Origin of the sequence: Bordetella genomosp. 5 (assembly GCF_002261475.1) — a bacterium.
Lineage (GTDB): Bacteria > Pseudomonadota > Gammaproteobacteria > Burkholderiales > Burkholderiaceae_B > Bordetella.
On the sequence record NZ_NEVN01000002.1, the window covers coordinates 271207 to 296997 of the forward strand.

Below are 25791 nucleotides of genomic sequence, written 5' to 3' on the forward strand. Positions count from 1 at the left end.
TTGAGACGGCTCGGCGGTGGGCGTAAAGGGGCGCGCCCACCTTGAGACGGCTCGGCGGTGGGCGTAAAAAAACGCGGACCGAGGTCCGCGTTTTTTCATCCCGGTCAGGCGGCGCTCAGCCCGCGGCCCAGGAGTCTTTCAGCGTGACGATGCGGTTCAGGACCGGGGCGCCGGGGCGCGAGTCCTTGGCGTCGACGGTGAAGTAACCCAGCCGCTCGAATTGCCAGGTCGCGCCGGGTTCGGTCGCGATGTTGGGTTCGAGCCAGGCCTGGACGGTCTGCTTGGAGTTGGGGTTCAGGGCGGCCAGGAAGTCCTTGTCGCCGGCATCGGGATGCGGATCGGCGAACAGGCGGTCGTAGAGCTGGACCTGTGCCGGCACGGCGTGCGCCGCGCTGACCCAGGTGATGTTGCCCTTGACCTTGACGCTGTCGGCACCCGGCGTGCCGCTCTTTGTGTCGGGCAGATACTCGGCCTGCACCTCGACCACTTCGCCGGCGTCGTTCTTGGTGAAGCCGGTGCAGCGGACCACGTAGCCGTACTTCAGGCGCACGGTGTTGCCGGGGAACAGGCGGAAGTACTTCTTGGGCGGCTCCTCGCGGAAGTCGTCGCGTTCGATCCAGAGCTCGCGCGAGAACGGGAACTCGCGCACGCCCGCTTCCGGATCGTGCGGGTTGCGCGGCGCCGTGCACGATTCCGTCTGCCCCTCGGGGTAATTGGTGATGACGAGCTTGATCGGATCGAGCACTGCCACCGAGCGCGGCGTGCCGGGATCGAGGTCGTCGCGCACGGCCTGCTCGAGCAGGCTGTAGTCGATGCGCGAGTCCGACTTCGACACCGCGGTGCGGTCGCAGAACAGGCGGATCGACGAGGCCGTGTAGCCGCGGCGGCGCAGGCCGAACAGCGTGGGCATGCGCGGATCGTCCCAGCCATCGACGTGGCCGTCGCGCACCAGCTGCAGCAGCTTGCGCTTGCTGGTGACGATGTAGGTCAGGTTCAGGCGCGCGAATTCGTATTGGCGCGGCAGCGGCTGGGCCAGCTTGCCCAGCTCGGCCAGGCGCGCCAGGATCCAGTCGTAGAACGGACGCTGGTCTTCGAACTCCAGCGTGCAGATGCTGTGGGTGATGCCTTCGAGCGCATCCTCGACCGGGTGGGCCCAGCTATACATCGGGTAGATGCACCACTGATTGCCGGTGCGATGGTGTGTGGCGTGGCGCACGCGATACATGACCGGATCGCGCAGATTGATGTTGGGCGAGCCCATGTCGATCTTGGCGCGCAGCACCAGGCTGCCGTCGGGATGCTTGCCGTCGCGCATCTCGCGCAGCAGGGCGATCGATTCGGCCGGCGCGCGGTCACGCCAGGGCGAGTTGGTGCCCGGTTCGGTCAGGGTGCCGCGCTGGGCGCGGATCTCGTCGGCGCTCTGGGCATCGACGTAGGCGTGGCCGGCCTCGACCAGCGCTTCGGCAAACTCGTACATGTAGCCGAAGTAGTCGCTGGCGAAATACAGATTGTCGCGGCCATCGGCCTTCCAGTCGAAGCCGAGCCAGTGCACGGCCTCTTCGATGGCATCGACGTACTCCTGATCTTCCTTTTCGGGATTGGTGTCGTCGAAGCGCAGGTGGCAGACGCCGCCGTACTCCTTGGCCAGACCGAAGTTCACGCAGATGCTCTTGGCGTGACCGATGTGCAGGTAGCCATTGGGCTCGGGCGGGAAGCGGGTGCGGATACGGGCAGGGTCGGGTTCGCCCGCCGTCTGCACGCTGGCCGGGCCGGGCCGGCCGGCCCAGCGCTTGCCCTGGAAGCGGTTCGATTCCAGGTCTTCGTCGATGATGTTGCGCAGATAATTGCTGGCGGCAGGCGGCGTCGGGGCGTGGGTCATTCTGAAAGAATAGGAAAAAGCGGCGACAAAGCGTCAATTTTGCCACGTTCGGGCGGCGATGCCGTTGCAATCACGCCTCCCACGGGGGCGGAACAGGCTCTACACTACCGCCCATCATGAATATCGCCCCTCTCCTGCTGGCCCGAACCCAGTTCATGACCAGCCTGAGCTTCCTGGCCCTGTTCCTGGCCATTTCCCTGGCATTGGCCTGGTTTCTACTCTTTTTCAAGCTCCGGGCGCGCGTCAGCGGCCTCGCCGGCTGGACCGCCGCCTATCGGCTCTGGGTGCGGATATTCGCGCTGTCCTTCGTGCTCGCACTGGCGTTCGCCGTGCCGGTGCTGGTCCAGCTGGGCAGTCTCTGGCCCGGCCTGATGGACAAAATCGGCAATGTGGCCGGACCCCTGGTCGGCTTCGGCGTGCTGTCGGTCTTCGTGCTGAAGTCGTGTTTCCTGGGCGTCATGCTGTTCGGCCAGCGCCGGGTCTCCGATCTGGCGCACACCTTCGCCGTGTTCATGGTCGCCATCGGGCAGCTCGTGGCGCTGGGCTGGGTGCTGGCGCTGCAATCCTGGATGCAGACCCCCGACGGCGCGGCCCTGATCGACGGGCGTTATCAGGTCTACGACTGGCTCGAGGTGATCTTCAACCCCTCGTTCGGCTGGCGCATGGGCGCCACTGCGGTGGGCGCCGCGCTGGCGGCCGCCTTCCTGATGCTCGGCGTGCACGCCCTCCAGGCCCTGCGCCGGCCGCTCGACGACGGCGAGCGCAACGCGTTCAAGGCGGCCGTCGTGGTCGCGCTCGTGGCCTCGATCCTGCAACTGCCGGTGGCGCTGGGCCTGCGCGACCTGACCGTGCGGCACCAGCCGGCCAAGGCGGCCGCGCTGGCCGGCTACTGGCACAGCGGCGGCAAGCCCGAAATCACGATCTGGGGCTGGCCCGACGCGCAAAGCCAGTCGACCGCCGGTGCCTGGACCCTGCAGAACACCGGCGCGCGCTGGCTGGCGCGCGATCCCAATGGCATCTACATCGGGCTCGACAAATACTCCGGCATGCAGCCGCCCGTGGCGATGGTGTTCTGGTCGCTGCGCCTGGCCATCGTGCTGGGCGTCCTCATGGTGATCGCCGCGCTCGTGAGCTTCATCGGCACGGCCCGGCGCGGCTTCGATCCCGCCGTCATGCCGCGCTGGTGGCTGCGCTTCCAGAGCGGCATGATGTTCGCCGGCGGTCTGGCCGTCATGGCGTCGTGGTGGGTCAGCCAGCTCGGCCTGCAGCCCTATATGGTCAACCGCACCATCACGCAGTCCGAGGTCCTGAGTCCGGCCACACCGGCCACGCTGGGCTATGGCGTGGCGGCGTGGGGGCTGCTCTATCTGATTTTGCTGGGCGCCTTTGTCGGCATGCTGTTTCATGCGGCGCGCTACGGCGTCGTGCCGGTGCGCAAGACGGGAGGTACGCCATGATCGCCACCTTGGCCGCGTCGCTGGGCCTGGCCCCCGACGATCCGATGTTCTGGATGCCGATGGTGTTCATGGCATTGCTGTTGCTGCTGATCGCCGCCGGTATCGTGTTCGACGGCTTCGATCTGGGCGTGGGCATCCTGCTGCAGATCGCGCCGGCCGACGAGCGCGGCCGCATGATGGGCCTGTTGTCGCCCTGGCGCGATGCCAACGAGTTCTGGCCTTTGCTGGGCATGGGGCTGTTCGCCTCCGCGTTCCCGTTTGCCTGGGGCACCATCACCGGCAAGCTGGTCGGGCCGCTGATCGTGCTGACCTTGGGCATCGTGCTGCGCAGCGTGGCGTTCGAGTTCCGCATCCGCGCCCGTCACGAGCACAAGCCGCGCTGGATCTTCGGCTTCTGGATCGGATCGCTCCTGACCGCGATCGGGCAGGGGATGGTGCTCGGCCGTATCGCCACCGACTACCAGAGCGACGCCGGCTATGGCTGGTTCTCGCTGTTCGTGGGGTTGTGCGCCGTGGCCGCGTATGCGCTGTTGGGTGCCTGCTGGCTCGTGATGCGGGTCGACGGCGATCTGCAGCGCCGTGCCGCCAACTGGGCGCGCCACTCGATCCGCTGGACGGCCGCGGGCATGGTGGCCATCGCGGTCACGCTCGGCCTGGCCAATGCCGGCATCTTCTTCAAGTGGAGCAACGCCGCGCATCTGGGCGCGGCCGCGGCGGTCTGGGCCTGCATGCTGCTCTGCTTCGTCTGCGCCGAGGTGTTCCTGGCGCGCGTGCGGACCAAGCCCGACAGCTTCAGCTGGATGCCGTTCGTGCTGTGCGTGGTGCTCTATGTGCTGATGCTGCTGGGGCTGGCGTACAGCTTCTTCCCGTATCTGATCCTCGACGACATGACCATCTGGGACGGCAGCGGCGCGCTGGGGTCCATGCGCCTGGTGCTGGCCGGCGTGGTGGTCGGTGTGCCGGTGGTGCTGATCTTCAATCTGCTTGCCTATCGCTCGGTGTTCGGCAAGGAGCGCCGCCCGGTGGCGCTGCTGCCGCCGCCTTCCGCCTCCTGACGGGCGCGGCGGGACGGGATTCGCCGCAACACGAAACAGGCCGCCCCTCGGGGCGGCCTGCGTCATTTCGAGAAGGCGTTGGATCAGGCTTGGGCGAGGGGCAGGCGGATGCGTACCAGCAGGCCGCCGCCCGTGTGATCGCCGAGCTCCAGTGTGCCGCCGTGGGCCCGCGCGATCGCGTCGGCCAGCGCCAGCCCCAGGCCCACATTGCCGGTGCGCGTGCGCGCGTCGTCGAGACGGGCGAAGGGCCGCAAGGCCTCGCTGCGGCGTTCCGGGCTGATGCCCGTGCCATGATCGCCCACTTCGAGCACGGCGTGGCTGCCGTCCTGGCTCAGGCTGACGTCGATGGGCGCGGCGCCGTGATGCAGCGCATTGCCGATCAGATTGTCGAGCAGGCGGCCCAGCGCCACCGCATCGCCCTGGATGTGCAGATTGGCGTCTTCGGGCGTGCGCAGGGTGACGGCGGTGTTGGTGCTCTGCCATGCGCCCACGCGGTCATGGATCCAGTCGTTCAGGTCCAGCGGCGCGTAGCGGTAGGCGGCCGGATCGGTGCCCCGCACGAAGCCGATGAATTGATCGACCATGTGCTGCATGTCCTGCAGGTCTTTGCGCAGGCCTTCCTTGAGCACGGAGTCGTCGGCCATCTCGATGCGCAGCCACATGCGCGAGAGCGGCCCCTTCAGATCGTGCGGCAGGCCGGAGAGCAGGGTGCGGCGCACGGAGTCGGATTCGGCCAGCGCGTCGAGCATGGCATTGAAGCGCTCGCCCAGCGCGCGCGTCTCGTGCGGACCCGACGGCTCCACGCGCTGCGGCTGCCCGGCGGCGAGCTGGTCGGCGGCCTGCGCCAGCCGCGTGAGCGGACGCGTGATGTGCCACGAGAAGCCCGCCGCCAGCAACAGCACCAGCCCCAGGCCGCCCAGCCAGAACGCCACCAGCGGCGACGAGACGGGCGGGTCCAGGCGCTCCAGCGGAATCACCAGCCATTCGCGCAGCAGCGGCGCGTCTTCGCTCGCCGGATTGGGCGCGAGCGAGATATAGATTTCGGCGCGCGGACCGCGCGAGAGCGCCACGCGCGTGCCGTCGTTCAGGCGGATGTTGAGCTCGCGCACCAGCCCGCGCAGATCGCGGCGCACGTCGTCGGGCTCGCCGTGAGGGTAGCGCGCGCGGCGCTGCGCCTCCATCTTGCGATAGGCCTCCATGCGCTGTTCGCGGTCGGCCGGGTCTTCGAACTCGTCTTCGCGCGGCTGCGGCGGGGGCGGCGGCGGCATGGCGTTGGGCATGAACCGATCGGCCGGCGGCAGATTGAGGCGCTGCAGGCGCGCCTCGGCGGGCAGCATGCGCGACCACAGACGCCATTGGTTCTGCGAGGCGGCACGGACGAAGTCAGCGCGGTCTTCGGCCGGCACCTGGGCCAGGGCCGCGCGCAGCGTGCGGATCGTGGTGGCGATGTAGCCGATCGCCACCTCTTCCATGAACTTCTGGCGGAAGTACGACACGGTGCCCAGCGTGGCGGCCTGCGCCAGCAGTACCGAGCCCAGCACGAGCAGGATGAGCCTGACGCGCAGCGAGTGCGGCATCAGTCGGCCGAAAGGCAGCTTCATGGCGCGAAGCGGTAGCCGATGCCCCAGACGGTCTGGATCCAGCGGGGTTGTTTGGGATCTTCTTCGATGGCGCGCCGCAGCCGCAGGATCGCGATGTCGATGGCGCGGTCATTGCGCTCGCCGCTGTCGTCGTCGCGCGCCAGGGCCAGCAGACGCTCGCGCGACAGCGGCTTGCCCGCGTTGCGCACCAGCGCTTCGAGCAGGTTGATCTCGCCGCCGGTGAGCTTGACCACGACGCCTTCGCGCATCAACTGGCGCGTGGTCGGATCGAACACGAAGGGGCCGAAGGACACCGGCGCGTCTTTCGTGAGCGCGGAGGGGCCGCGCTTGCGTCGCAGCACGGCCTCGATGCGGGCGAGCAGCTCGCGCGGATCGAAGGGCTTGCCGAGGTAGTCGTCTGCGCCGGCCTCGAGACCGATGATGCGGTCCACGGCCTCGTCGCGCGCGGTCAGCAGGATGACGGGCAGGTCCTCGCCCTGTTCGCGCAGGCGGCGACAGGCATCGGCGCCATCGCCACCGGGAAGCATGCGGTCGAGCACCAGGAGATCGGGCGCATAGCGCGTGATGCGGGCGGCCAGATCGCTGGCATCGGGCGCGAGCAGCGTGTCGTAGCCGTGGCGATTGAGGTAATCGGCCAGCAATTGGCGCAGGGCGGGGTCATCGTCGACCACCAACAGCTTGGTATGCGGATTTTCCATGGGTGCCAGTGTGGTGCCCGGGCTGTTTGCGGGCAAGGGGCAAGAAATCGATTGAAAAATATAACCGTTGCAACTCGCCCGCGCTGGCGGCGGGCGCCTGAGCTTAGAATAGCCGGCTCGCGCCGCGGCCCCCGCGATCCTGGCGAGACCTCCCGTGGTGTTTTTTTAAGATCGTTTACAGATGTGCCGTCCCGGACTTTTTAAACTGGTTCGCGTTATGGTTGCTCGCGAACGTGTAGACAAGCGGGTGTCGCGCACCATTCTGGGAACGGTCCTCGCCGCGAATATGGCGTTGGCCGCCTGCGCCTCCACTGACGCCCCGCCCGATGCTTCCCCCCCGGCAACGCCCTCGGCCACCGCCACGCAGACTCCGTCCGCGCCGGCCGCTGCGGCGCAGCCGCGTCAGACCGTTCGTACGGCGGCCGCCAACGACATTGCCCGCTACGGCATCGGCGTGCTGTCACCCGTGCAGCCGCAGCGCGTGACCCCGCCGTCCGAGATCGACGCCTATGCGCTCCCGCCGGAGGCCGACCCGTGCGCCGGGCTGGTGTCGACGGCCGAAGCCGGCCTGCCCGAAGACCCGCACACCGGTCCCGCGCCGGGCGAGGGGCTCCAGCCCCAGACCACCCCGCCGCTCGGCCTCGACGCGGGGGCGGCGGCGCCCGACGCCGGCGTGGCCGCCAATCCCGACGTGCTGTGCGCCTCGCCCTATCCCGACTACCCGGTGAGCCAGAGCAGCGCCGCCTACTCCTTCGATCTGGAGGCCGCGGAACTGGTCGCGTCGCGGCCGGTGGGCGGCACGGGCATCGCCCCGCAGCGCCGCCGCTGGTTCTCCGCCGTCAGTTCGGTGCCCACCACGTCTTATACCGGTCAAAATTGGCGCTACACGCCCTCGGTCGGCGCGGGGCCGTCGGTCGGCGTGGGTAATGTCACCAGCCTGGCGCCCTCCTGGGGCAACAGCGCGCCCATCGGAGGCATCCAGTTTTCCGAGCGCGCCACCGGGTCCGCGCTCAAGCCCGGCGAGTTCGGCTATGCCTCGTCGCTGGGCCGTCTGAACCTGATGGATCCGGCCGCCACCTCCGGCGCGGTGGACTACGGCGCCTCGGCGGGCAGCAGCATGGTGCGCTACGGCCTGACCACCGATCTGACCGTCGAGGGCCAGCTGCAGACGGCGCCGCAACTCACCACCCGCGGCTTCGGCACGACATACCGTGCGGGCGACATCGGCACCTTCCAGGCCGGCGCCACGCAGAGCACGTTCGACGCGGTCAACGCCTGGCGTTACCGGTTCGGCTACTCGGTCAACATGGCCGACGCCGTCACCCTCGGCGTGAGCGGCGAAGACATCGGCGCCGGCTACAACGACCTCTCGTCCTATAACAACGGCGGCTCCAACGCCCGGCAACTGCGCAGCACCTTCTCGGCCGGCGTGCCGATCTCGGGGTGGGGCACGCTGAGCGGCACCTACTCGTCGGGCGTCACGGCCAGCAGCGACCCCAATGAGCGCCGGGTGGGTCTGGAGCAGAGCATGATGCTCGCGCCCAAGGTGCGCTTCGCCCTCGGGGCAGATCGCGATCTGGTCTCGGGCGACTACGAATGGCGGGCCCGCCTGTCCATGCCCGTCGACGCCTTCATGCGCGGCCGCTGGCTGGGGTTCTGACCCGGGGATGGCAACGGATTCACGGGCCGGATCGGCGTGCGGCCAAATGGGGTCTAAAATCCCGGTCATGATGCATTTGGCTGCTACCCATGTCTGAATCGCGCGCTCTGGGCGTGCTCGAGCGCGTTTTCGGTTACGAATCCTTCCGCGGTGACCAACAAGCGATCGTCCAGCACGTCATCGACGGCGGCGATGCGCTGGTCCTCATGCCGACCGGCGGCGGCAAGTCGCTCTGTTATCAGGTGCCCGCGCTGGTGCGCGAAGGCACCGGTATCGTGGTGTCCCCGCTCATCGCGTTGATGCAGGACCAGGTCGACGCGCTCACCGAGCTCGGCGTACGCGCGGCCTACCTCAACTCCACGCAAGACTGGCGCATCACCCGCGAGGTCGAGCAGGAGTTCCTCAATGGCCAGCTCGATCTGCTGTACGTGGCGCCCGAGCGGCTGCTCACCGACCGCTGCCTGCAATTGCTCGAGCGCGGCCACATTTCGCTGTTCGCCATCGACGAAGCCCACTGCGTATCGCAATGGGGGCACGATTTCCGGCCTGAGTACCTCGGCCTGTCGATGCTGCACGAGCGCTGGCCCGACGTGCCGCGCATCGCGCTCACGGCCACCGCCACCGCGGCCACGCGCAGCGAGATCGCGCAGCGTCTCGCCCTCGACGACGCGCGTCATTTCGTCTCGAGCTTCGATCGTCCCAACATCCGCTACCGCATCGTCGAAAAGAACGAGGTGCGCCGGCAATTGCTCGATCTGATCCAGAGCGAGCACGAGGGCGATGCCGGCGTGGTGTATTGCCTGTCGCGCGCCCGTGTCGAAGAGACGGCCGAGTTCCTGTGCAACAACGGCATCAACGCGCTGCCGTATCACGCCGGGCTGAGCGCCCAGGTGCGCGCGCAGAATCAATCGCGATTCCTGCGCGAGGATGGCATCGTCATGGTCGCCACGATCGCGTTCGGCATGGGCATCGACAAGCCCGACGTGCGTTTCGTCGCGCACATCGACCTACCGAAATCGGTCGAGGGCTACTACCAGGAAACCGGCCGTGCCGGCCGTGACGGCCTGCCGGCATCGGCCTGGCTGGCCTATGGTCTGCAAGACGTCGTGCAGCAGCGGCGCATGATCGACGAGTCGCCGGGCGACGAGGTGTATCGCCGCCGCCTGGGCCAGCAGCTCGACGCCATGCTGGGGCTGTGCGAAACCGTCGAATGCCGCCGGGTGCGCCTCCTGGCTTACTTCGGGCAGACCATCACGGCCTGCGGCAATTGCGACGTCTGCCTCGATCCTCCGGAAGCCTGGGACGGCACCGTGGCCGCCCAGAAGGTGCTGTCGGCCGTGTACCGGCTGGGCCGCGAACGCGGCCAGCGCTACGGCGCGGGTCACATCATCGACATCCTGCGCGGCAAGAGCACCGACCGCACCCGTCAGAACGACCACGAATCGCTCAGCGTCTTCGGCATCGGCGCCGATCTGTCCGAGACGGCCTGGCGCGGCGTGCTGCGTCAGCTGCTCGCGCAGGGCCTGCTCACGGTCGATACCGACGGCTACGGCACGCTCGCCCTCACCGAAGAAAGCCGGGTGGTGCTCAAAGGAGAGCGCCAGCTGATGCTGCGGCGCGAGCCCGAGAAGAAGGCGCGCTCGGGTCGCGGTGGCGGCACGCGCACCAAGGCGCCGGTGATCGATCTGCCGGCCGAAGCGCTGCCCGTGTTCGAGGCGCTGCGCGCCTGGCGCGGCGAGGTCGCCAAGAGCCACGGCGTGCCCGCCTATGTCATCTTCCACGATGCCACGCTGCGCGAGATCGCGCTGGCCCAGCCGGGGTCGATCGACGAGCTCGGGCACATCAGCGGGGTCGGGGCGCGCAAGCTCGAAGCCTACGGCGAAGAGATCCTGCGCACGGTGTCCAGTCCGCGGCTGTAGGCGCGGCGAGCGGCCATGCAAAAGGGACCCCGCGGGTCCCTTTTGCATTTATCCGGCGCTACTTGAACAGCTCGCCGCTGCCGCCCTGCACGCCGCTGGGCGGCGTGAGGCCGAGGTGGCGCCAGGTGGTCTGGGTGGCCATGCGGCCGCGCGGCGTGCGCTGCAGATAGCCGTGCTGGATCAGGTAAGGCTCGATCACGTCTTCGATGGTGTCGCGCTCTTCGCCGATGGCGGCGGCCAAGCTGTCGACACCCACCGGCCCGCCGTCGAACTTGTGCACGATGGCCTCGAGCAGCTTGCGGTCCATCAGATCCAGGCCCTGCGGATCGACCTCGAGCATGGCGAGCGCCAGGCCGGCCGACTCGGCGTCGATGCGCCCGCCCGCCTTGACTTCTGCGTAGTCGCGCACCCGGCGCAACAGCCGGTTGGCGATACGCGGCGTACCGCGCGAGCGGCGCGCCACTTCGCGCGCGCCCTCGGGCGTGATCTCGGCGTTGAGCAGGCCCGCGCTGCGCGTGACGATGTGGGTCAGGTCTTCGGTGTTGTAGAACTCCAGCCGCGACACGATGCCGAAGCGATCGCGCAGCGGATTGGTCAGCATGCCGGCCCGGGTGGTCGCGCCCACCAGCGTGAACGGTTGCAGGTCGAGCTTGACGCTGCGCGCGGCGGGGCCTTCGCCGATCAGGATGTCGATCTGGAAGTCTTCGAGTGCCGGATAGAGGATTTCTTCGACCACGGGCGAGAGCCGGTGGATCTCGTCGATGAACAGCACGTCGTTCTTTTCGAGATTGGTCAGCAGCGCGGCCAGATCGCCCGGGCGCTCGAGCACCGGGCCCGAGGTCTGGCGCAGTTGCACGCCCATCTCGTGCGCGATGATGTGGGCCAGCGTGGTCTTGCCCAGGCCCGGCGGGCCGAACAGCAGCACGTGGTCGAGGGATTCGCCCCGCTTGCGCGCCGCCGCGATGAAGATCTCGAGCTGTTCGCGCGCCCGCCGCTGGCCCACGTACTCCTGGAGCGCCTTCGGGCGCAACGCGCGCTCGATCGACTCCTCGTTGGGCGACGTGGGCTGGGGCGTGACCAGACGCGGGGCGTCGGGACGGGTGGAAAGCGAATCGGACTGTATGGCCATGGCGATCAGGAAAGCGGGGCGGGCCCGAGCTGGCATCGTACACCCGGGTGGGGCGCGGGGCCGGCAAACCGCCATTTTCGCATGGGGCGCGGGTTGCGGCTCGCGCCCGGGCAGGGCAGAATCAAATCCACTCCTGACGAACGAGGGCAGCACGATGCGTATCCTTGTCATCGGCGGTACCGGTTTCATCGGCCGTCATCTGGTTGCCCGCCTGGCCGCGGCCGAGCATGCGGTGCTGGTGCCGACACGCGCGCTGGCACGCGGCCGCGATCTGCAGGTGTTGCCGTCCGTCACGCTGGTGCAGGCCGACATCCACGACGATGCCGTGCTCGACAACCTGCTGCGCCAGACCGACGTGGTGATCAATCTGGTCGGCCTTCTGCATGGCAACCGGGGCCGTCCCTATGGCTCCGACTTCGCCCGCGCGCACGTGCTGCTGCCCGAGCGCATCGCGCAGGCCTGCCGGCGCAACGGCGTGCACCGGATGCTGCATATCAGCGCGCTCGGTGCCGACCCCGCGGGCGCCAGCATGTATCTGCGCTCCAAGGGCGACGGCGAGGCCGCCATCATAGGCACCTTCGCGGATGCCCACGAAAGCGCCTGGACCATCTTCCGCCCCTCGGTCGTGTTCGGTCCCGACGACAACTTCACCAATATGTTCGCGCGGCTGGCGCGCTGGTTTCCGGTGCTGCCGATCGCGGGCACCGATGCCCGCATGCAGCCCGTGTTCGTCGGCGATGTCGCCGATGCGATGGTGGCGGCGCTCAACAACAATCACACGCGCGGCAAGGTCTACGAGCTGGGCGGCCCGCAGGAATACACGCTGGGCGAGCTCGTCCGGCTGTGTGCCCACTGGAGCGGCCATCCGAGGCCCGTCATCAGCCTGCCGATGTCGGTCGGGCGCTTGCAGGCGGGCATGCTCGGCCTGTTGCCCGGCGAGCCGCTGATGTCGGGCGATAACCTCGATTCGCTGTCGGTGCCGAGCGTGCTGAGCGGCCCGCTGGCGCCCGAACTCAAGCTGGTGCCCACCGCGCTCGATGCACTGGCGCCGTCCTATCTCGGACCCACGCCGACGCGCCGCTAACGCGCGTCGCTGACCGCGCGTCGCTAACGCGCGTCGCTGACCGCGCGTCGCTAACGCGCGTCGCTGACCGCGCGTCGCTAACGCGCGTCGCTGACCGCGCGCCACTGACCGCGCGTCGCCCGGGCAGCTCCGGGCCGCCCGGCCAAATGCGCTCAGCGCACCAGCGACTTGAGCGCCAGGCGGATGCCGTCCGACACGCTGACGCCCTCGGGCAGCGCCTTGAGCGCGGCCTGCGATTCCTTGTCGGAGTAGCCGAGCGCGAGCAGGGCATTGAGAATGTCGGCCTGGCCTTCCTGGATCGGGTGGGCGCTTGCGCCGATGTCCGCGCCCAGCTTGCCACGCATTTCGAGCAGCAGGCGCTCGGCGGTTTTCTTGCCGATGCCGGGCACGCGGATCAGGCGTCCGGCTTCCTGCAGCGTGATGGCCTGCGCCAGATCGGCCACCGACAGCCCGGACAGCACCGACAGCGCGGTGCGCGCGCCGATGCCGCTCACCTTCACGAGCTCACGGAACGCGGCGCGTTCGGCGGCGGTGGCAAAGCCATACAGCAGGTGCGCGTCTTCACGCACCACCAGATGGGTGTAGAGGGTGACGCGCGCGCCGTTTTCGGGCAGCGCGTAGAGCGTGCTCATGGGCACGTCGATGTCATAGCCCAGGCCGTTCACGTCCACGCAGACGACGGGGGGCGATTTCTCGATCAGGGTTCCGGTGATGCGTCCGATCATGGCGATGGCAGAGGGGAATAGGGCGCTTGCGCCGATGGCGCGATTCTATACGCTCGGCGGCGGCGGATCAGCCGAGCAGCCGGCCGTTGCGAATGCGCGGACGGCCGCTGGCGTTGAGCACGCCCGACAACGCGGCCACGCGGTCCTGGAGCGGTCCGACGTGGGCATGGCAGATCGCGCAGGCGAGCGCATCGGCCGAGTCGGGGGCGGGCGTGCCGTCGAGCTTGAGCAGATGCTGCACCATCATCTGCACCTGTTCCTTGGCGGCGCGGCCGGTGCCGACCACCGACTTCTTGATCTGCAGCGCCGTGTACTCGTGCACGTCGAGCGCGCTGTCGGCGAGCGCGCACAGCGCGGCGCCGCGGGCCTGGCCCAGCAGGAGCGTCGACGCCGGATTGGTATTCAGGAAGACGATTTCGAGCGCGGCCACATCGGGCCGCGTCTCGCGGGCCACCTCGCGCAGGTTGTCGAGGATGACCTTCAGCCGCTCGGGCAGCGGCAGGGCCGGCGGCACGACGATCGTGCCGCTGGCCACATACCGCAGGCGCATGCCTTCGGCATCGATCACACCGAAGCCGGTGCGGCGCAGGCCGGGATCGATGCCGAGGATACGCATCAGTGGCGGAAGTGGCGGGTGCCGGTCAGCACCATGGCGATGCCGTGTTCGTCGGCCGCCGCGATCACTTCGTCGTCACGCACGCTGCCGCCCGGCTGGATCACGCAGGTTGCGCCGGCGGCCACCACCACGTCCAGGCCGTCGCGGAACGGGAAGAACGCATCCGACGCCACGGCCGAACCGGCCAGCGTCAGGCCCGCGTTCTCGGCCTTGATCGAGGCGATGCGGGCCGAGTCGATGCGGCTCATCTGGCCCGCGCCCACGCCCAGCGTCATGCCGTTGCCGACGAACACGATGGCGTTGGACTTGACGTACTTGGCGACCTTCCAGGCGAACGCCAGGTCGTTCATTTCCTGTTCGGTCGGCTGGCGCTTGGACACCACCTTCAGCGCATCGCGCGGCACGTTGTAGGCGTCGGGGGTCTGGACGAGCCAGCCACCGCCCACGCGCTTGACGTCGAAGGCGTTCTGGCCGGTGCCGGCCGGGACTTCCAGCACGCGCACGTTTTTCTTGGCGGCCAGGATGGCCAGCGCGGCGCCGTCATAGGCGGGCGCCAGCAGCACTTCGAGGAACTGACCGCTCACGGCTTCGGCCGTCGCGGCGTCGACCGGACGGTTGAAGGCGATGATGCCGCCGAACGCCGAGGTCGGGTCGGTCTTGAAGGCCTGACGATAGGCGTTCAGCGTGCCGTCCGCCACGGCCACGCCGCAGGGGTTGGCGTGCTTGACGATCACGCAGGCGGGCGTGTCGAAGCTGCGCACGCATTCCCACGCGGCGTCGGCGTCCGCGATGTTGTTATACGAAAGTTCTTTGCCCTGCAGCTGGCGGTAGTTGCCCAGCAGGCCGGCCGAGCGCTGCGCGTCGACATAGAACGCGGCCGACTGGTGGGGGTTTTCGCCATAGCGCAGCGCCTGCTCCTGCTTGACCTGCAGGGTCAGCGTGGCGGGCCATTCGTTGCGGGCCGGCACGGCGTCCTGGGCCGGCGCGGCGTCGGCCAGGCTGGTCAGGTAGGCGGCGATCGCGCCGTCGTACGACGCGGTGTGGGCATAGACCTTGGCGGCCAGTTCCAGGCGCAGCGCATACGAGGTCGAGCCGCCCTTGTCCATTTCGCCCAGCACGCGCGAGTAGTCGACCGGGTCGATCACGACCGTGACGCCACCGGCTTCGGTGCCGTGGTTTTTCGCGGCGGCGCGCAGCATGGCCGGGCCACCGATATCGATGTTCTCGACGGCATCGGCGAAGGTGCAGTCGGGCTTGGCCACGGTTTCGCGGAACGGATACAGGTTCACGACCAGCATGTCGATGCGGTCGATGCCGTGTTCGGCGATGGTGTCCAGATGCTCGGCGCTGTCGCGGCGGGCCAGCAGGCCGCCGTGGATCTTCGGATGCAGCGTCTTGACGCGACCGTCCAGGATTTCGGGCGAACCGGTGTGAGCGGCGACCTCGGTGACGGTCAGGCCCGCTTCCGACAGCAGGCGGGCGGTGCCGCCGGTGGAGAGCAGGCGCACGCCGCGAGCGGCCAGGGCACGGGCGAATTCGACGATGCCGGTCTTGTCGGACACCGAAAGCAGGGCGGTTTCGATTTTCATAGCGGTGGGAGATGTTGCGTCCGGGTGGGGCCAGGCCCAGGCCACGGGCGGGGGATCGAGGAAATCGTCAGGGCTGGATGTTATGGGCCAGCAGCTTTTTGCGCAGGGTATTGCGGGTGATGCCCAGCATTTCGGAAGCGCGCGACTGGTTGCCGCCGGAGCGCTCCAACGCCACTTCGAGAACGGGGCGCTCGACGCAGCGCATCACCATGTCCCACATGTCGTGGGGTTCGGAGTCACCCAGATCTTCGAAATAGCGCTCCAGGCTGGCGCGCACGCATTCTTCCAGGACATCTTTCTTGCTCATCGGAGTACAGATATTTTTATGTTGGGGGTACTGGCGGTTATGCCGCCAGCAGGGGTTGCGCGTTGTCGGTGCCGGGGTGCGGGCCGTCGCGCATCATGGTGTCGAACCAGTCGGCCACCGCCTGCCACTGGCCGCGGGTGTCTTCGATCAGGTTCATGCGGGCGCAGAATGCCGGCCCGCCGGGGAGGTCTTCCAGATACCAGCCGATATGCTTGCGCGCCGAGCGTACGCCCGTGTGCTCGCCATAGAAGCGGTAGTGATCGTCGAGGTGTTCAAGCAGCAGGTTGCGCATTTCGTCCCAGGAGGGCGGGACGAGCATGGCGCCTGTGCGCAGGAAATGATCGATCTCGCGGAAGATCCAGGGCCGGCCCTGGGCGGCACGGCCTATCATCACCGCGTCGGCGCCAGTGTAATCCAGGACGGCCCGGGCCTTCTGCGGCGTCGTGATGTCGCCGTTGGCAATCAGCGGGATCCGGATCTCGTCGCGCACGGCGCGCATGGTGTCGTATTCCGCCTCGCCGGTATAGAGATCGGCGCGCGTGCGGCCGTGCAGCGTCAGCGCGGCGATACCGCTGTCTTCGGCGATACGGGCCACGCGCAGGGCGTTCTTGTGCTCGCGGTCCCAGCCGGTGCGCGTCTTGAGCGTGACCGGGATCCCGAGCGGCGCACAGGCCTCGACCACCGCATCCAGGATGCGCTTGATCAGGTCTTCGTGGCGCAACAGCGCCGAGCCCGATGCCAGGTTGCAGACCTTCTTGGCCGGGCAACCCATATTGATATCGATGATGCGGGCGCCCTTGTTCACGTTGAACACGGCGGCCTCGGCCATCATGGCCGGATCCGCGCCCGCGATCTGCACCGAAATCGGATCGATCTCGCCATCGTGATTGAGACGGCGGGAGGTCTTCACGCTGTCCCACAGGCGGGGGTTGCTGGCGGCCATTTCGGACACGGCATAACCCGCGCCCAGCTTCTTGCAAAGCTGGCGGAACGGACGATCCGTCACCCCGGCCATGGGGGCGACGAGCACGTTGTTGGGAAGGGTCCAGGGGCCGATGCGCATGGTCACATTTTAACCGCTTCGGCATGGCACCCCGTTTTCGCCTCGATGCACCGGGCAAAAACGGGCAGGCCGGCGGGCGCGCCCGCCCGGCGCGCCGCGATAAAAAAACGGGGTTGCATCAGGTGCGCAGGCCCTGCAGCAGGTGGCGCGCCAGGGGGGCGCGCACCGCCGGAACGAGGTCGAGCGTGAGCAGCGCCAGGCCGCAGGCATGCTCGACGGGCGCCAGGCCCGTCGCGAACACCCGCGGCATCAGGTCGGTCAGGCTGGCCGTGAGCAGGCGATCCGCGCCGCGGTCGCGCGCGAAGCCGGCCAGGAGCGGCGACGGATTTGGGGTGGGGTCCTGCATCCAGGCGGCGAGCGCCTGGGCCAATTGCGCGGCGTCGCGCAGACCCAGGTTGAGCCCCTGTCCAGCCACCGGGTGCAGCGTCTGGGCGGCATTGCCGATGGTGGCGGTGCGGCCCTGCGCCTGGGCCCGGCGGGCCTTGAGCTCGAGCGGGAAAACATGCCGGGGTGCCTGGCTGTGCAGGCGGCCGAGCCGGCCGCCGAACGCGGTGCTCAGGGCCTGCGAGAAGCGCTCGTCGTCGAGCTGCACCAGTTCGGCCGCGCGCTCGGGCGCACAGCACCAGACGACCGAGTAGGTGTCGGGCGTTTGCGGATGGGGCAGCATGGCCAGCGGACCTTCGCGCGTGAAGCGCTCCCAGGCCCAACCGGGCCGCGGCAGCGAGGCGCGGGCGGTGGTGAGCACGGCATGCTGGCCGTAGCTGCGATGGACGTCGGCGCCCGCGGCGCCGTCGCATTGCACCGCGACGCGCGCGGCAAGCGCCACGTCGCCCTGCAGGACCTGCACCGCATCGGTGAGTGTGTCGCCGATCCGGGCCGGCGGGCCGGGCAGCACCGTGACGCCGCTGGCGGCCACGCGCTCGGAGAGGCGCTCGTGCAGCGGTCCGTAGGCCACGACACTGCCCAGCTGAGGCACGCCGAAGTCGGCATGGTCGATCAGGGCCCGTCCCAGGCGGCCGCGCTGCGACACGTGGATATGACGGATGTCGGCGGTCCGGGTCGGCCACGCGTCGAGCGACTCGAGCAGCACGCGGCTGCCGCGGTTCAGCGCCAGCACGCGCGGGTCGGCCAGCGGCGGCAGGCCGGCCGCTCCCCCGGCGCCGGCGGGCGCGGAGAGCAGCGCGATACGCGCGGGATCGCGCGCGGTGCGCGCCAGCAGCAGGGCGAGCGCCTGGCCCACTGGCCCGGCCCCCAGGATCGCGATGTCGAACACGGACGAAGTCATTCAGGGATTTTACCCTCCGGGCCGCGAGCCTTCTCGCTCGTCATCTCCCGTAGAATCGGCAACGCCCCCTGACCCTCTCGCTCCCAGGATTCCTCGACATGACGTCTTCGTCCCGCCGCTCGACTTCGGCCGCCACGATCATGCCGGACGCTGCCGCGGGCACGTCAGCACGGCCGCGGCGCAAGGTCGTCGCCGGTCTGCTGGGATGTCTGCTGGGCTGGGCCGGCGCGCACTGGTGGTATCTCGGGCGCCGTCATGCCTGGCTCGTCACCGCCTTCTCGTTGCTGTGCCTCGCGCTCGCGACGCGCTACCCCGTCTGGTGGGACAACCCGGCGTTTTTCCTGGTGTTCATTCCGATGATCGACGGCTTCATCGAAGGCGTCGTGTTCTGTCTGATGCCCGACGAAAAATTCGACCAGCGCTACAACCCCGGCCTCGGCAGCGTCTCGCGCAGCGGCTGGCCCGAAGTGCTCACCGCGATCTTCGGCGGCCTGCTCGGGGCCATCTGCAGCATGTTCGCGATCGCGATGGTGGTGGTCTACACCTGGGTCGCGATGGGCTGGCTCGACGGCTACGTGCTGTAGCCGCCGCTTCGGCGCGGCGATGCCGCTCGCGCCTATTCGCGCATCAGCGCTTCGATCTCGCGGGCATTGACCGGCACCGCGCGCGTGATCAGCTCGCAGCCGGTGTCGGTCACGAGCGCATCGTCTTCGGTGCGGATGCCGATATCCCAGAACCGCGCCGGCACGTCGTCGGCCGCCCGCACATACAGGCCCGGCTCGATGGTGAGCATCATGCCTGCCTCCAGCGTGCGCCAGGGCCGCTCGCCCGCCGCGGCCCGCGCCGCGGGGCTGCCGCGGTAATCGCCCACGTCGTGCACATCGAGGCCCAGCCAATGCCCCGTGCGATGCATGTAGAAGCGGCTATAGGCGCTCGACTCGATCGCGCCGTCCAGCGATCCCTGCAGCAGGCCTTCGTCGATCAGGCCCTGCGTCAGTACCCGTACCGCCGCCAGATGGGCATCGTTCCAGGAGGCGCCCGGCCGCGTGGCGGCCGCCGCCGCGTCCTGGGCCGCGACGGTCAGGTCGTACAGCGCGCGTTGCGGGCCGCTGTATTTGCCGTTGACCGGAAAGGTGCGCGTGATGTCCGACGCATAGCAATCGAGTTCGCAGCCGGCATCGATGAGCACCAGGTCGCCGTCGCGCAGCACCGCATCGCCGGCGGGGTAATGCAGCACGCAGGCGTTGGCGCCGCCGGCGACGATGCTGCTGTAGGCGACGGCCTGCGCCCCCTGACGGCGGAATTCGTAGAGCAGCTCGGCTTCGAGCTCGTATTCGTGCATGCCGGGACGCACCGCGCGCATGGCGCGGGCATGGGCATGGGCCGAGATGCGGGCGGCCTGCCGCATGGTGGCGATTTCGCTCGCGTCTTTCACCAGCCGCATCTCGGCGAGCAGGCCGCTCAGGTCACGCAGCTGCTCGGGCGCGCGCGCGCCGGCGCGGGTGCGCTCGCGGGCCTGCGCCAGCCAGCCGCGCGCCTTCGGGGCGACGAGATCATCCGCCAGGCCCAGCCACAGCGTGGGCTGATCCATCAGCCAGGCGGGCAGCAGTTCGTCCAGGCTCTCCACCGAATAGGCGTCGTCCATCTGAAAATGCGTGGCCGCCGCCTGCGGGCCGAAACGTTTGCCTTCCCAGATTTCGTGTTCGGCATGACGCGCGCGGCAGAAGAGCAGGGCGCGGTCGTCGGCGCCCGCGATGAGAACCAGCCAGGCGTCGGGCTCGACGAAGCCCGTGAGGTAGTAGAAATCGCTGTCGGGCCGAAACGGATACTCGCTGTCGCGGTTGCGCGTGGGCGGTTTGCCCGCGGCCAGCACGGCCACGCCGCCCCCCTGGCCCCGCATCCAGTCCAGCACGCGGCGGCGGCGCTCGGCGAAGGGGGCGAGATCGGCAACAGGCAGGCTCATGACAGGCATCATCCGTTCGGGGGTGGCCTAGAGCTTAACGTACCGCGCCCACGCTGCTACAATCCCGCCACTGTCATTGGGGAGTAGCCATCCTTTGAGCCCCAAGGGAGTCAGCGTCAACAAGCTTGGTGGTCCTACCCCATGGCGCTGACGGCATCCGTCCATCCTGTTGCGCCTCGCGCGCCATCGGGATTCGCGACGGACCAGCCAGGCGAGACCTTTGGCCGCGATGCGTTCACCCAGCCGGGCGAGCCGCGTCGTCGCGCCATTGGTTTCCGCTCGTCCGGCTGTTGTCATCATGTTGTTGTCCATTGTTCTGTTCCTGCTGTCCGCGGCAGTGATCTACTTTGCCTGTGAGTTCTTCGTCAACGGCGTCGAATGGCTGGGCCATCATTTCAAGCTGGGCGCGACGGCCACCGGCACCGTGCTCGCGGCGTTCGGCACGGCGTTGCCCGAAAGCGCCGTCACCTTCATGGCCGTGGTGTTCGGCACCACGCCCGAGCAGAAAGACATCGGCGTGGGCGCGGCCATGGGCGGCCCGCTCGTGCTCGCCACCCTGGCCTACGCGGTGGTCGGTCTGGCCCTGCTGCGCGGCAAGTCGGCGGCTGGCACGGCCCGCCAGCGCACCGGCATCAATGCCGACCAGCGCCGTCTGGCGCGCGACCAGGCCTGGTTCATGGGCATCTTCATCTTCAAGGTCGCGCTCGGCGTGCTCGCCTTCGCCTGGAAGCCCTGGCTCGGCATTCTGTTTCTCGGGGTCTACGCGCTCTACGTGAAGCGCGAGCTCTCCCACGATGACGAGTGCATCGAAGCCGAGACGCTCGAGCCGCTGAAGCTGCGTCCGCGCGACCCGAACCCCTCGCTCTTCTGGGCCTGTACGCAGTCGGTGCTGGCGCTGGTCGTGATCGCGCTGGCATCGCATGTGTTCGTGCGGCAGATCGAGGTGCTGAGCGTGGCCATGGGGCTGTCCTCGCACGTGGCCGCCCTGCTGCTGGCACCCGTCGCCACCGAGCTGCCCGAGATCATGAATGCCCTGATCTGGGTGCGGCAGGGCAAAGAGCGCCTGGCGCTCGCCAACATCTCCGGCGCGATGATGATTCAGGCCACGATCCCGAGCGCGCTGGGGATCTTCCTGACGCCCTGGCTGCTCGACGGCCCGCTGCTGGCCGCCGGCATGCTCACCATGGTCTCGATCATGATGCTCTGGATGCGATTCCGCACCGCCACCATGACGGTGCCCGCCCTGTCGTCCGTGGCCGGGCTGTATGCGCTGTTCGCCGTCTACCTGGGCTGGCACTTCGCGGCCTGACGCCTGTGTTCGCGCCGCTCTCCCGCGTGGCGGGCGGGTGGCGCGCAACGCCTTCTCCCGATTCTTTCGAATCAGGCATTGCCACTCAGTGAAAACCCGCATAAAATGAACGGGTTATCCACAACAGGAGTTGTTCTGTGAATTCCGATTCCGGCGACAGTAGTAGTCGATCTTGTATCGACCGCACTGCCTGACGAGCGTATTTCCGCAGAATTTCTTCTGCCGCGCCTGTCAGCAGTGTTGAACAGGTTGCGGCGTTTCTCCAGCGTCACCCAGGATTCCAGGGCTTTTTACCGGCAGGTCCGCCGGTAGTCCACGAACCCTCCAGGGCGGCACACCACCCGGCATTTCGCCCGGGCTGGCACTGGAAAATCTCCCAGCTTCATACCGCCAGAACCGATATCGATGCCGGCTTGCGCCTTGCGCGCGAGCATCCGGGCACGATTCCGTACGTCTTGCACCTCGCGGTGCGTGGCCCGGGTTCGTTTGCGCCGGAAGCGGCTTCGTGTTCCTTGGTTCACCGACCAAAACCTCAAGCTGCAAGGAGGTCGTCATGCGTTTCTTCGACTTGTTTCTGCGTCGTGCCGGTGTAGACCGCGCGTCCGTCCAAGCCCAGCGTCGTGGTACGCGACTCACCGTCGTCTGCCCACGCGATGCAGTAGGCGCACTGCGCAAGCAGATCTGCCTCGACTTTTCGGCCGCCGGCCTGTCCGTCGCGCGTTTTCACGTCGACAGCGGCAGGCACAGTGACCTGGCATCCGCCTGTGTCACCGTGAATTGCCCGCCCGAGTTGCGCGCCGAACTCATGTCTCAGGCCAAGCGCCTGAGCGCGCACCCGTCCGTGCGCGATGTGCGCTTCTCCGCGCGCCAGCCGGCCAACGCCTGAGCGGCTCGCCCTCGAGCCTGAGCCGCCACACCCGCCCCCGGCGATCGTCATGATCGCCGGGGGTTTTTTTTGGCTAAAGACAAGGCGCCCTCGCGCCGACAGCGTTTTACTGCGGTACGCATGGGCCACGACGCACGCGCGTGTGGGATGATGCCGAGCCTGTTGTGGGGCCTTGCTGATTCGGTGATCGGGCTGCCCGCTGTGCCGGGCGGCTGGTGATAATGGTTCGCCGTTTTCAACCTTGCCGCGGGCAGTGCTCTGCGCCTCCGCACGCGCGCCGCGTCGCCCGGCCCGCGATGCGCAACGTCGAACACGGCTCCTCACTGACGCGCTTCGGGTGCTACATGGTCAAGCCTCTTTCTTCCTGCCACCTCGCCGCGAGCCGGCTGATGCGCGCGGTCTCGCGCGCCAGCGCCGCGCTTTGCGCCCTGCTGGCGCTGTCCGCGCACGCCGAGACCGGCGAGGGCGGCACCACGCTCACCCTCTATGGCGTCGTCGACGCGGGCATCGCTTCGACTCGGACCACCGGCTTGGGCTCGAGCACGGGCGTGCTCGGTGGTGGTCTCAGCGATAACCTCTGGGGCTTGCGCGGCAGCGAGGATCTGGGTGGTGGCGCGGCGGCCGTCTTCGGTCTGGAGAGTGGCTACGATCTGGCCACCGGGCAATCGAACGAGCCCGGCCGGCTGTTCGATTACGACGCCTGGGTCGGACTGCGGCGCGACGGCGTGGGCGAGTTGCGGCTGGGGCGCCAGCGCACCATCGCCATGAGCTACGGCAGCGCGCTCGAGGTGGCGTCATGGCGTCAGATGGGGATGGGCGCGCTGTTGCGCGCTTCCGATAATTTCCGCCGCGACAATCTCGTCAATATCACCAGCGCCGACCTCGGGGGCTGGCAGGCGGGCGTGGGCTACGCCTTCGATACGGCCGGCCCCGATGGTCCCGCCGACCGTGGCCGGGGCCATGCGCTGTCGGCCGGCGTGAAGTACGAATCCGATCCGTGGCTTGCCGTCCTGACCTGGGACCGGCTGACCCTGCCATCCGGCTCCCCGGCGCACGGCGCCACGCCCACGGCGTGGCAGGCCGGCGTGGCGCGAGACTTCGACGGACTGCGCGTGTCGCTTGCCTGGTCACGGCAGCGCGACGGGTTCACCGGCCAGAACGGCGGCGGCGTCGACGGCCTCGGCCCGCTGGCCTTCATCGACGGCGGTCGTGCCGACACCTGGCTGGTGGGCGCCGAGTATGAGCTGCGTGCGCACGACAGCGTACTGATGCAATTTTCGATGGCGCGGCCGACCTGGCATTGGGACGACGGCTCGCGCGCGGAGCGGGTGCGCCTGCTCACGCTCGGCTACCGCCATGCGCTGTCGCCGCGCACGACGCTCTACAGCTTTGTCGGCCGCCTGTGGCAGGGCACGCTCGACGAGCCGTTCGTGCAGGGGGCCGGTCACACGACCCGCTACATGGCGGGCCTGAATCACACCTTCTGAGTTCCCGGCGGGCCTGCCCCGACGCGTTGCGCGGTGCTGTCCGGGGCGCCGGCCGCGTGCTCCGCCGACCGCCCGCCTTGATCTGCCCCAAGCCCGCGCATCGCCGCAGGGCGGGGCCCCGGAAATCCTCCACTACAATCGACGCGAGGGGGCGAGCTCCCCCCACCGCCCGGATGGCGCACGAGAGGCCGTCCGCCCGTGGCCCGCGTTCCCTTCATCAGGGGACTGCTTCGTCGGATCTCACGCATGGATGTGCTTGGCTGGCTCGTTCCCTGGGAGTTTTCGCCCACGCTGGTCGCGGCGTTCGTGGTCTGCATCGCGCTGTTCGTGCGCGGGACCCGCGTGCACCATGTGACGGCGGCGCGCCAGGCCCTGTTCTGGGCGGGCGTGGTCATTCTCTATCTCTCCATGCACACCCGGCTCGACTACTACGCCGAGCGCATGTTCTTCATCCATCGCGCCCAGCATCTGGTGCTGCATCATCTCGGGCCCTTGCTCGTGATGGCTGCGTTTCCGGGATCGGTCATGCGCGCCGGTCTGCCGCTGACCTGGCGTCACCGCCTGCGCACGTGGTGCACGACCGCGCCCGGCCGGTTCACCGTGGGCCTGCTCACGCATCGCATCTTCGTGCCGGCGCTCTTCGTCGCGCTGGTCCTGATCTGGCTGATCCCGTCGGTGCAGTTCTATTCCATGCTCGACTGGCGCCTGTACCGCTTGATGAACTGGTCGGTGGTCCTCAGCGGCTTCATGTACTGGAACCTGATCCTCGACCGCCGGCCGTCCCCGCCCGCGGCGATGACGCCTGGCGGACGCGTGCTGTCGCCGGTGCTGACCATGGCGCCGCAGATGGTGGCGGGCGCCGTGATTGCGTTCACCGAGCGCGATCTCTATCCCTTGTTCGAGCTGTGCGGCCGCGCCATCGCCATGTCGGCACAGACGGACCAGACCATCGGCGGCCTCACGATGTGGATCCCGGCGGCGCTCGTGGAAGTCATCGGCCTGCTGGTCGCCCTGGGCACGCTGATGCGCCTGTCGGCGCGAGGGCGCCTGCGCCGCGTGGATCGCGAGGCGCGGGCACGCGCGCGCGTGGCCGCTCGATCGGAGCGGCCTGCGGGCTGAGTCAAATGAAAAAGCGGTTCGCGCGCTGAGCCGCGAGTGGGAGCGCTGCGCGGCCTGAGCCGCGTGTGGAGGCGGGCGCGGTGGCCGCGCCCGGCCGGGTTATTCCGGAATCAGGCCGTGGTACTTGCGGCCCAGCGCCACGGTGGCCTGGAACATGCCGGCCTTGCTGCCGCAATCGTAGCGCTGGCCTTCGTAACGGTAGGCATAGACCGCACGCTCGCGCATCAGCGAGGCGATGCCGTCGGTGAGCTGGATCTCGCCGCCCGCGCCCGCCTGGGTGGCGCGCAGGTGATCGAAGATGCGGGCTTCGAGCACGTAGCGGCCGACCACGGCCAGCGTCGAGGGCGCGTCTTCGGGCTTGGGCTTTTCGACGATATGAGACACACGCTCGGTGCGCGGCTCGACGGCGCTGGCCGCCACGATGCCGTACTTGCCGGTGTCGGCGCGCGGCACTTCCTGCACACCCAGCACGCTCGCGTCATGCTTGATGGCGCAGTCGATCAACTGACCCAGCACCGGCCGATCAGCATCGATCAGATCGTCGGCCAGCAGCACGGCAAAAGGTTCGTCGCCGACGGCGGGCGCGGCGGTCAGCACGGCATGACCGAGACCCAGCGGAGCCGACTGACGGATATAGATGCAGTTCACATGCGCGGGCAGGATGTCGCGCACGAGCTCAAGCAGGTCGTTCTTGCTCTTCTTTTCGAGCTCGGCCTCGAGCTCGGGGGCGGCATCGAAGTGGTCTTCGATGGCGCGCTTGTTGCGGCCGGTGACGAAGATGAGATCGGTGACCCCGGCGGCCACGGCTTCTTCGACGGCATACTGAATCAGCGGTTTGTCGACGACCGGCAGCATTTCCTTGGGCATGGCCTTGGTGGCCGGCAGAAACCGCGTTCCCATGCCTGCGACGGGAAAAACGGCCTTGCGTACTGCGATCATGTGAAGTTCCCCAAAAAAAAA

General features: G+C 68.5%; 22 protein-coding genes and 1 riboswitch. Of the genes, 10 read left to right on the forward strand and 12 right to left on the reverse strand.

Features of this window, described 5'->3' with window-relative positions:
* Positions 1 to 115 precede the first annotated feature (115 nt).
* Entirely contained in the window at positions 116 to 1879 is a 1764-nt protein-coding gene (locus CEK29_RS04840) for a glutamine--tRNA ligase/YqeY domain fusion protein (protein ID WP_094857478.1), read from the reverse strand.
* A gap of 116 nt (positions 1880 to 1995) precedes the next feature.
* On the opposite strand from CEK29_RS04840, the gene CEK29_RS04845 reads away from it, so the two are divergent.
* Both CEK29_RS04845 and CEK29_RS04850 read left to right on the forward strand, forming a co-directional pair.
* A complete protein-coding gene (locus tag CEK29_RS04845) occupies positions 1996 to 3336 on the forward strand; it encodes a cytochrome ubiquinol oxidase subunit I (RefSeq protein ID WP_094857479.1) in 1341 nt (446 codons plus the stop codon).
* The gene (locus CEK29_RS04850) at positions 3333 to 4391 is read left to right on the forward strand and encodes a cytochrome d ubiquinol oxidase subunit II (RefSeq protein WP_094803397.1); all 1059 of its coding nucleotides are present in this window, start codon (positions 3333 to 3335) and stop codon (positions 4389 to 4391) included. The genes CEK29_RS04845 and CEK29_RS04850 overlap by 4 nt, the downstream gene beginning before the upstream one ends.
* An 83-nt stretch (positions 4392 to 4474) precedes the next feature.
* Here CEK29_RS04850 and CEK29_RS04855 read toward each other — a convergent pair whose 3' ends face one another.
* Together CEK29_RS04855 and CEK29_RS04860 are read right to left on the reverse strand one after the other, a co-directional pair.
* Positions 4475 to 5992 carry a sensor histidine kinase gene (locus CEK29_RS04855; RefSeq protein ID WP_094803396.1) on the reverse strand — a complete coding sequence of 506 codons (1518 nt, stop codon included), beginning with the start codon at positions 5990 to 5992 and terminating at the stop codon, positions 4475 to 4477.
* Positions 5989 to 6690: a response regulator gene (locus CEK29_RS04860; protein WP_094803395.1), complete on the reverse strand. Its 702-nt coding sequence runs from the start codon at positions 6688 to 6690 to the stop codon at positions 5989 to 5991. The genes CEK29_RS04855 and CEK29_RS04860 overlap by 4 nt, the downstream gene beginning before the upstream one ends.
* 217 nt (positions 6691 to 6907) lie before the next feature.
* Here CEK29_RS04860 and CEK29_RS04865 point away from each other — a divergent pair, with 217 nt between their 5' ends.
* Positions 6908 to 8350: a fimbrial protein gene (locus tag CEK29_RS04865; RefSeq protein ID WP_255176073.1), complete on the forward strand. Its 1443-nt coding sequence runs from the start codon at positions 6908 to 6910 to the stop codon at positions 8348 to 8350.
* A gap of 89 nt (positions 8351 to 8439) precedes the next feature.
* Positions 8440 to 10269 carry a DNA helicase RecQ gene (gene recQ / locus CEK29_RS04870; RefSeq protein WP_094803393.1) on the forward strand — a complete coding sequence of 610 codons (1830 nt, stop codon included), beginning with the start codon at positions 8440 to 8442 and terminating at the stop codon, positions 10267 to 10269.
* A 58-nt stretch (positions 10270 to 10327) separates the two neighbouring features.
* Here the strand turns inward: recQ and ruvB are convergent, their stop codons facing one another.
* Positions 10328 to 11398, reverse strand: coding sequence for a Holliday junction branch migration DNA helicase RuvB (ruvB, locus tag CEK29_RS04875; protein WP_094803392.1), 1071 nt, complete (start codon positions 11396 to 11398; stop codon positions 10328 to 10330).
* A 154-nt stretch (positions 11399 to 11552) separates the two neighbouring features.
* Between ruvB and CEK29_RS04880 the strand changes: the two genes are divergently transcribed.
* Positions 11553 to 12482 carry a complex I NDUFA9 subunit family protein gene (locus CEK29_RS04880; RefSeq protein WP_094803391.1) on the forward strand — a complete coding sequence of 310 codons (930 nt, stop codon included), beginning with the start codon at positions 11553 to 11555 and terminating at the stop codon, positions 12480 to 12482.
* Positions 12483 to 12634: 152 nt separating this feature from the next.
* Here the strand turns inward: CEK29_RS04880 and ruvA are convergent, their stop codons facing one another.
* The 6 genes from ruvA to CEK29_RS04910 all read right to left on the reverse strand — a co-directional run bounded on the left by ruvA (position 12635) and on the right by CEK29_RS04910 (position 18067).
* Positions 12635 to 13207 carry a Holliday junction branch migration protein RuvA gene (gene ruvA, locus CEK29_RS04885; RefSeq protein ID WP_094803390.1) on the reverse strand — a complete coding sequence of 191 codons (573 nt, stop codon included), beginning with the start codon at positions 13205 to 13207 and terminating at the stop codon, positions 12635 to 12637.
* Between the two features lie 67 nt (positions 13208 to 13274).
* Positions 13275 to 13823, reverse strand: coding sequence for a crossover junction endodeoxyribonuclease RuvC (gene ruvC, locus CEK29_RS04890; RefSeq protein WP_094803389.1), 549 nt, complete (start codon positions 13821 to 13823; stop codon positions 13275 to 13277).
* Positions 13823 to 15412 carry a bifunctional phosphoribosylaminoimidazolecarboxamide formyltransferase/IMP cyclohydrolase gene (gene purH / locus CEK29_RS04895; protein WP_094803388.1) on the reverse strand — a complete coding sequence of 530 codons (1590 nt, stop codon included), beginning with the start codon at positions 15410 to 15412 and terminating at the stop codon, positions 13823 to 13825. Before purH ends, ruvC begins: the two co-directional genes overlap by 1 nt.
* A gap of 67 nt (positions 15413 to 15479) precedes the next feature.
* Positions 15480 to 15719: a helix-turn-helix domain-containing protein gene (locus tag CEK29_RS04900; protein WP_003814221.1), complete on the reverse strand. Its 240-nt coding sequence runs from the start codon at positions 15717 to 15719 to the stop codon at positions 15480 to 15482.
* Between the two features lie 37 nt (positions 15720 to 15756).
* Positions 15757 to 16782: a tRNA dihydrouridine synthase DusB gene (dusB, locus tag CEK29_RS04905; RefSeq protein ID WP_170948568.1), complete on the reverse strand. Its 1026-nt coding sequence runs from the start codon at positions 16780 to 16782 to the stop codon at positions 15757 to 15759.
* A 118-nt stretch (positions 16783 to 16900) separates the two neighbouring features.
* Positions 16901 to 18067, reverse strand: a complete 1167-nt coding sequence (locus CEK29_RS04910) for a UbiH/UbiF/VisC/COQ6 family ubiquinone biosynthesis hydroxylase (protein WP_094803386.1) — start codon at positions 18065 to 18067, stop codon at positions 16901 to 16903.
* Between the two features lie 140 nt (positions 18068 to 18207).
* On the opposite strand from CEK29_RS04910, the gene CEK29_RS04915 reads away from it, so the two are divergent.
* On the forward strand, positions 18208 to 18651 hold the full coding sequence (locus CEK29_RS04915) for a TM2 domain-containing protein (RefSeq protein WP_094857584.1): 444 nt from the start codon (positions 18208 to 18210) through the stop codon (positions 18649 to 18651).
* A gap of 32 nt (positions 18652 to 18683) precedes the next feature.
* Here CEK29_RS04915 and CEK29_RS04920 read toward each other — a convergent pair whose 3' ends face one another.
* Positions 18684 to 20030, reverse strand: coding sequence for an aminopeptidase P N-terminal domain-containing protein (locus tag CEK29_RS04920; RefSeq protein ID WP_094857481.1), 1347 nt, complete (start codon positions 20028 to 20030; stop codon positions 18684 to 18686).
* A 64-nt stretch (positions 20031 to 20094) separates the two neighbouring features.
* Positions 20095 to 20224, forward strand: a riboswitch (yybP-ykoY riboswitch).
* 104 nt (positions 20225 to 20328) lie between these two features.
* Between CEK29_RS04920 and CEK29_RS04925 the strand changes: the two genes are divergently transcribed.
* The 4 genes from CEK29_RS04925 to CEK29_RS04940 all read left to right on the forward strand — a co-directional run bounded on the left by CEK29_RS04925 (position 20329) and on the right by CEK29_RS04940 (position 24831).
* The gene (locus CEK29_RS04925; protein ID WP_094803384.1) at positions 20329 to 21339 is read left to right on the forward strand and encodes a sodium:calcium antiporter; all 1011 of its coding nucleotides are present in this window, start codon (positions 20329 to 20331) and stop codon (positions 21337 to 21339) included.
* 553 nt (positions 21340 to 21892) lie between these two features.
* Positions 21893 to 22225, forward strand: a complete 333-nt coding sequence (locus CEK29_RS04930; protein ID WP_094857482.1) for a hypothetical protein — start codon at positions 21893 to 21895, stop codon at positions 22223 to 22225.
* Between the two features lie 344 nt (positions 22226 to 22569).
* Complete coding sequence (locus CEK29_RS04935) at positions 22570 to 23712, forward strand: porin (protein WP_255176074.1); 1143 nt, start codon at positions 22570 to 22572, stop codon at positions 23710 to 23712.
* 237 nt (positions 23713 to 23949) lie between these two features.
* Positions 23950 to 24831, forward strand: a complete 882-nt coding sequence (locus CEK29_RS04940; RefSeq protein WP_094803893.1) for a cytochrome c oxidase assembly protein — start codon at positions 23950 to 23952, stop codon at positions 24829 to 24831.
* A gap of 99 nt (positions 24832 to 24930) precedes the next feature.
* Here CEK29_RS04940 and galU read toward each other — a convergent pair whose 3' ends face one another.
* Positions 24931 to 25770 (reverse strand): UTP--glucose-1-phosphate uridylyltransferase GalU, encoded by an 840-nt coding sequence (gene galU, locus CEK29_RS04945; RefSeq protein ID WP_094803382.1) that lies wholly within the window; start codon positions 25768 to 25770, stop codon positions 24931 to 24933.
* Positions 25771 to 25791 lie beyond the last annotated feature (21 nt).

What these genes read in the sequence shown, in the direction of transcription:
- CEK29_RS04840 (WP_094857478.1), bottom strand. Translation starts at nt 1,879, where the DNA reads ATGACCCACGCCCCGACGCCGCCTGCCGCCAGCAATTATCTGCGCAAC.
- CEK29_RS04845 (WP_094857479.1), top strand. Translation starts at nt 1,996, where the DNA reads ATGAATATCGCCCCTCTCCTGCTGGCCCGAACCCAGTTCATGACCAGC.
- CEK29_RS04850 (WP_094803397.1), top strand. Translation starts at nt 3,333, where the DNA reads ATGATCGCCACCTTGGCCGCGTCGCTGGGCCTGGCCCCCGACGATCCG.
- CEK29_RS04855 (WP_094803396.1), bottom strand. Translation starts at nt 5,992, where the DNA reads ATGAAGCTGCCTTTCGGCCGACTGATGCCGCACTCGCTGCGCGTCAGG.
- CEK29_RS04860 (WP_094803395.1), bottom strand. Translation starts at nt 6,690, where the DNA reads ATGGAAAATCCGCATACCAAGCTGTTGGTGGTCGACGATGACCCCGCC.
- CEK29_RS04865 (WP_255176073.1), top strand. Translation starts at nt 6,908, where the DNA reads ATGGTTGCTCGCGAACGTGTAGACAAGCGGGTGTCGCGCACCATTCTG.
- recQ (WP_094803393.1), top strand. Translation starts at nt 8,440, where the DNA reads ATGTCTGAATCGCGCGCTCTGGGCGTGCTCGAGCGCGTTTTCGGTTAC.
- ruvB (WP_094803392.1), bottom strand. Translation starts at nt 11,398, where the DNA reads ATGGCCATACAGTCCGATTCGCTTTCCACCCGTCCCGACGCCCCGCGT.
- CEK29_RS04880 (WP_094803391.1), top strand. Translation starts at nt 11,553, where the DNA reads ATGCGTATCCTTGTCATCGGCGGTACCGGTTTCATCGGCCGTCATCTG.
- ruvA (WP_094803390.1), bottom strand. Translation starts at nt 13,207, where the DNA reads ATGATCGGACGCATCACCGGAACCCTGATCGAGAAATCGCCCCCCGTC.
- ruvC (WP_094803389.1), bottom strand. Translation starts at nt 13,823, where the DNA reads ATGCGTATCCTCGGCATCGATCCCGGCCTGCGCCGCACCGGCTTCGGT.
- purH (WP_094803388.1), bottom strand. Translation starts at nt 15,412, where the DNA reads ATGAAAATCGAAACCGCCCTGCTTTCGGTGTCCGACAAGACCGGCATC.
- CEK29_RS04900 (WP_003814221.1), bottom strand. Translation starts at nt 15,719, where the DNA reads ATGAGCAAGAAAGATGTCCTGGAAGAATGCGTGCGCGCCAGCCTGGAG.
- dusB (WP_170948568.1), bottom strand. Translation starts at nt 16,782, where the DNA reads ATGCGCATCGGCCCCTGGACCCTTCCCAACAACGTGCTCGTCGCCCCC.
- CEK29_RS04910 (WP_094803386.1), bottom strand. Translation starts at nt 18,067, where the DNA reads ATGACTTCGTCCGTGTTCGACATCGCGATCCTGGGGGCCGGGCCAGTG.
- CEK29_RS04915 (WP_094857584.1), top strand. Translation starts at nt 18,208, where the DNA reads ATGCCGGACGCTGCCGCGGGCACGTCAGCACGGCCGCGGCGCAAGGTC.
- CEK29_RS04920 (WP_094857481.1), bottom strand. Translation starts at nt 20,030, where the DNA reads ATGAGCCTGCCTGTTGCCGATCTCGCCCCCTTCGCCGAGCGCCGCCGC.
- CEK29_RS04925 (WP_094803384.1), top strand. Translation starts at nt 20,329, where the DNA reads ATGTTGTTGTCCATTGTTCTGTTCCTGCTGTCCGCGGCAGTGATCTAC.
- CEK29_RS04930 (WP_094857482.1), top strand. Translation starts at nt 21,893, where the DNA reads ATGCGTTTCTTCGACTTGTTTCTGCGTCGTGCCGGTGTAGACCGCGCG.
- CEK29_RS04935 (WP_255176074.1), top strand. Translation starts at nt 22,570, where the DNA reads ATGGTCAAGCCTCTTTCTTCCTGCCACCTCGCCGCGAGCCGGCTGATG.
- galU (WP_094803382.1), bottom strand. Translation starts at nt 25,770, where the DNA reads ATGATCGCAGTACGCAAGGCCGTTTTTCCCGTCGCAGGCATGGGAACG.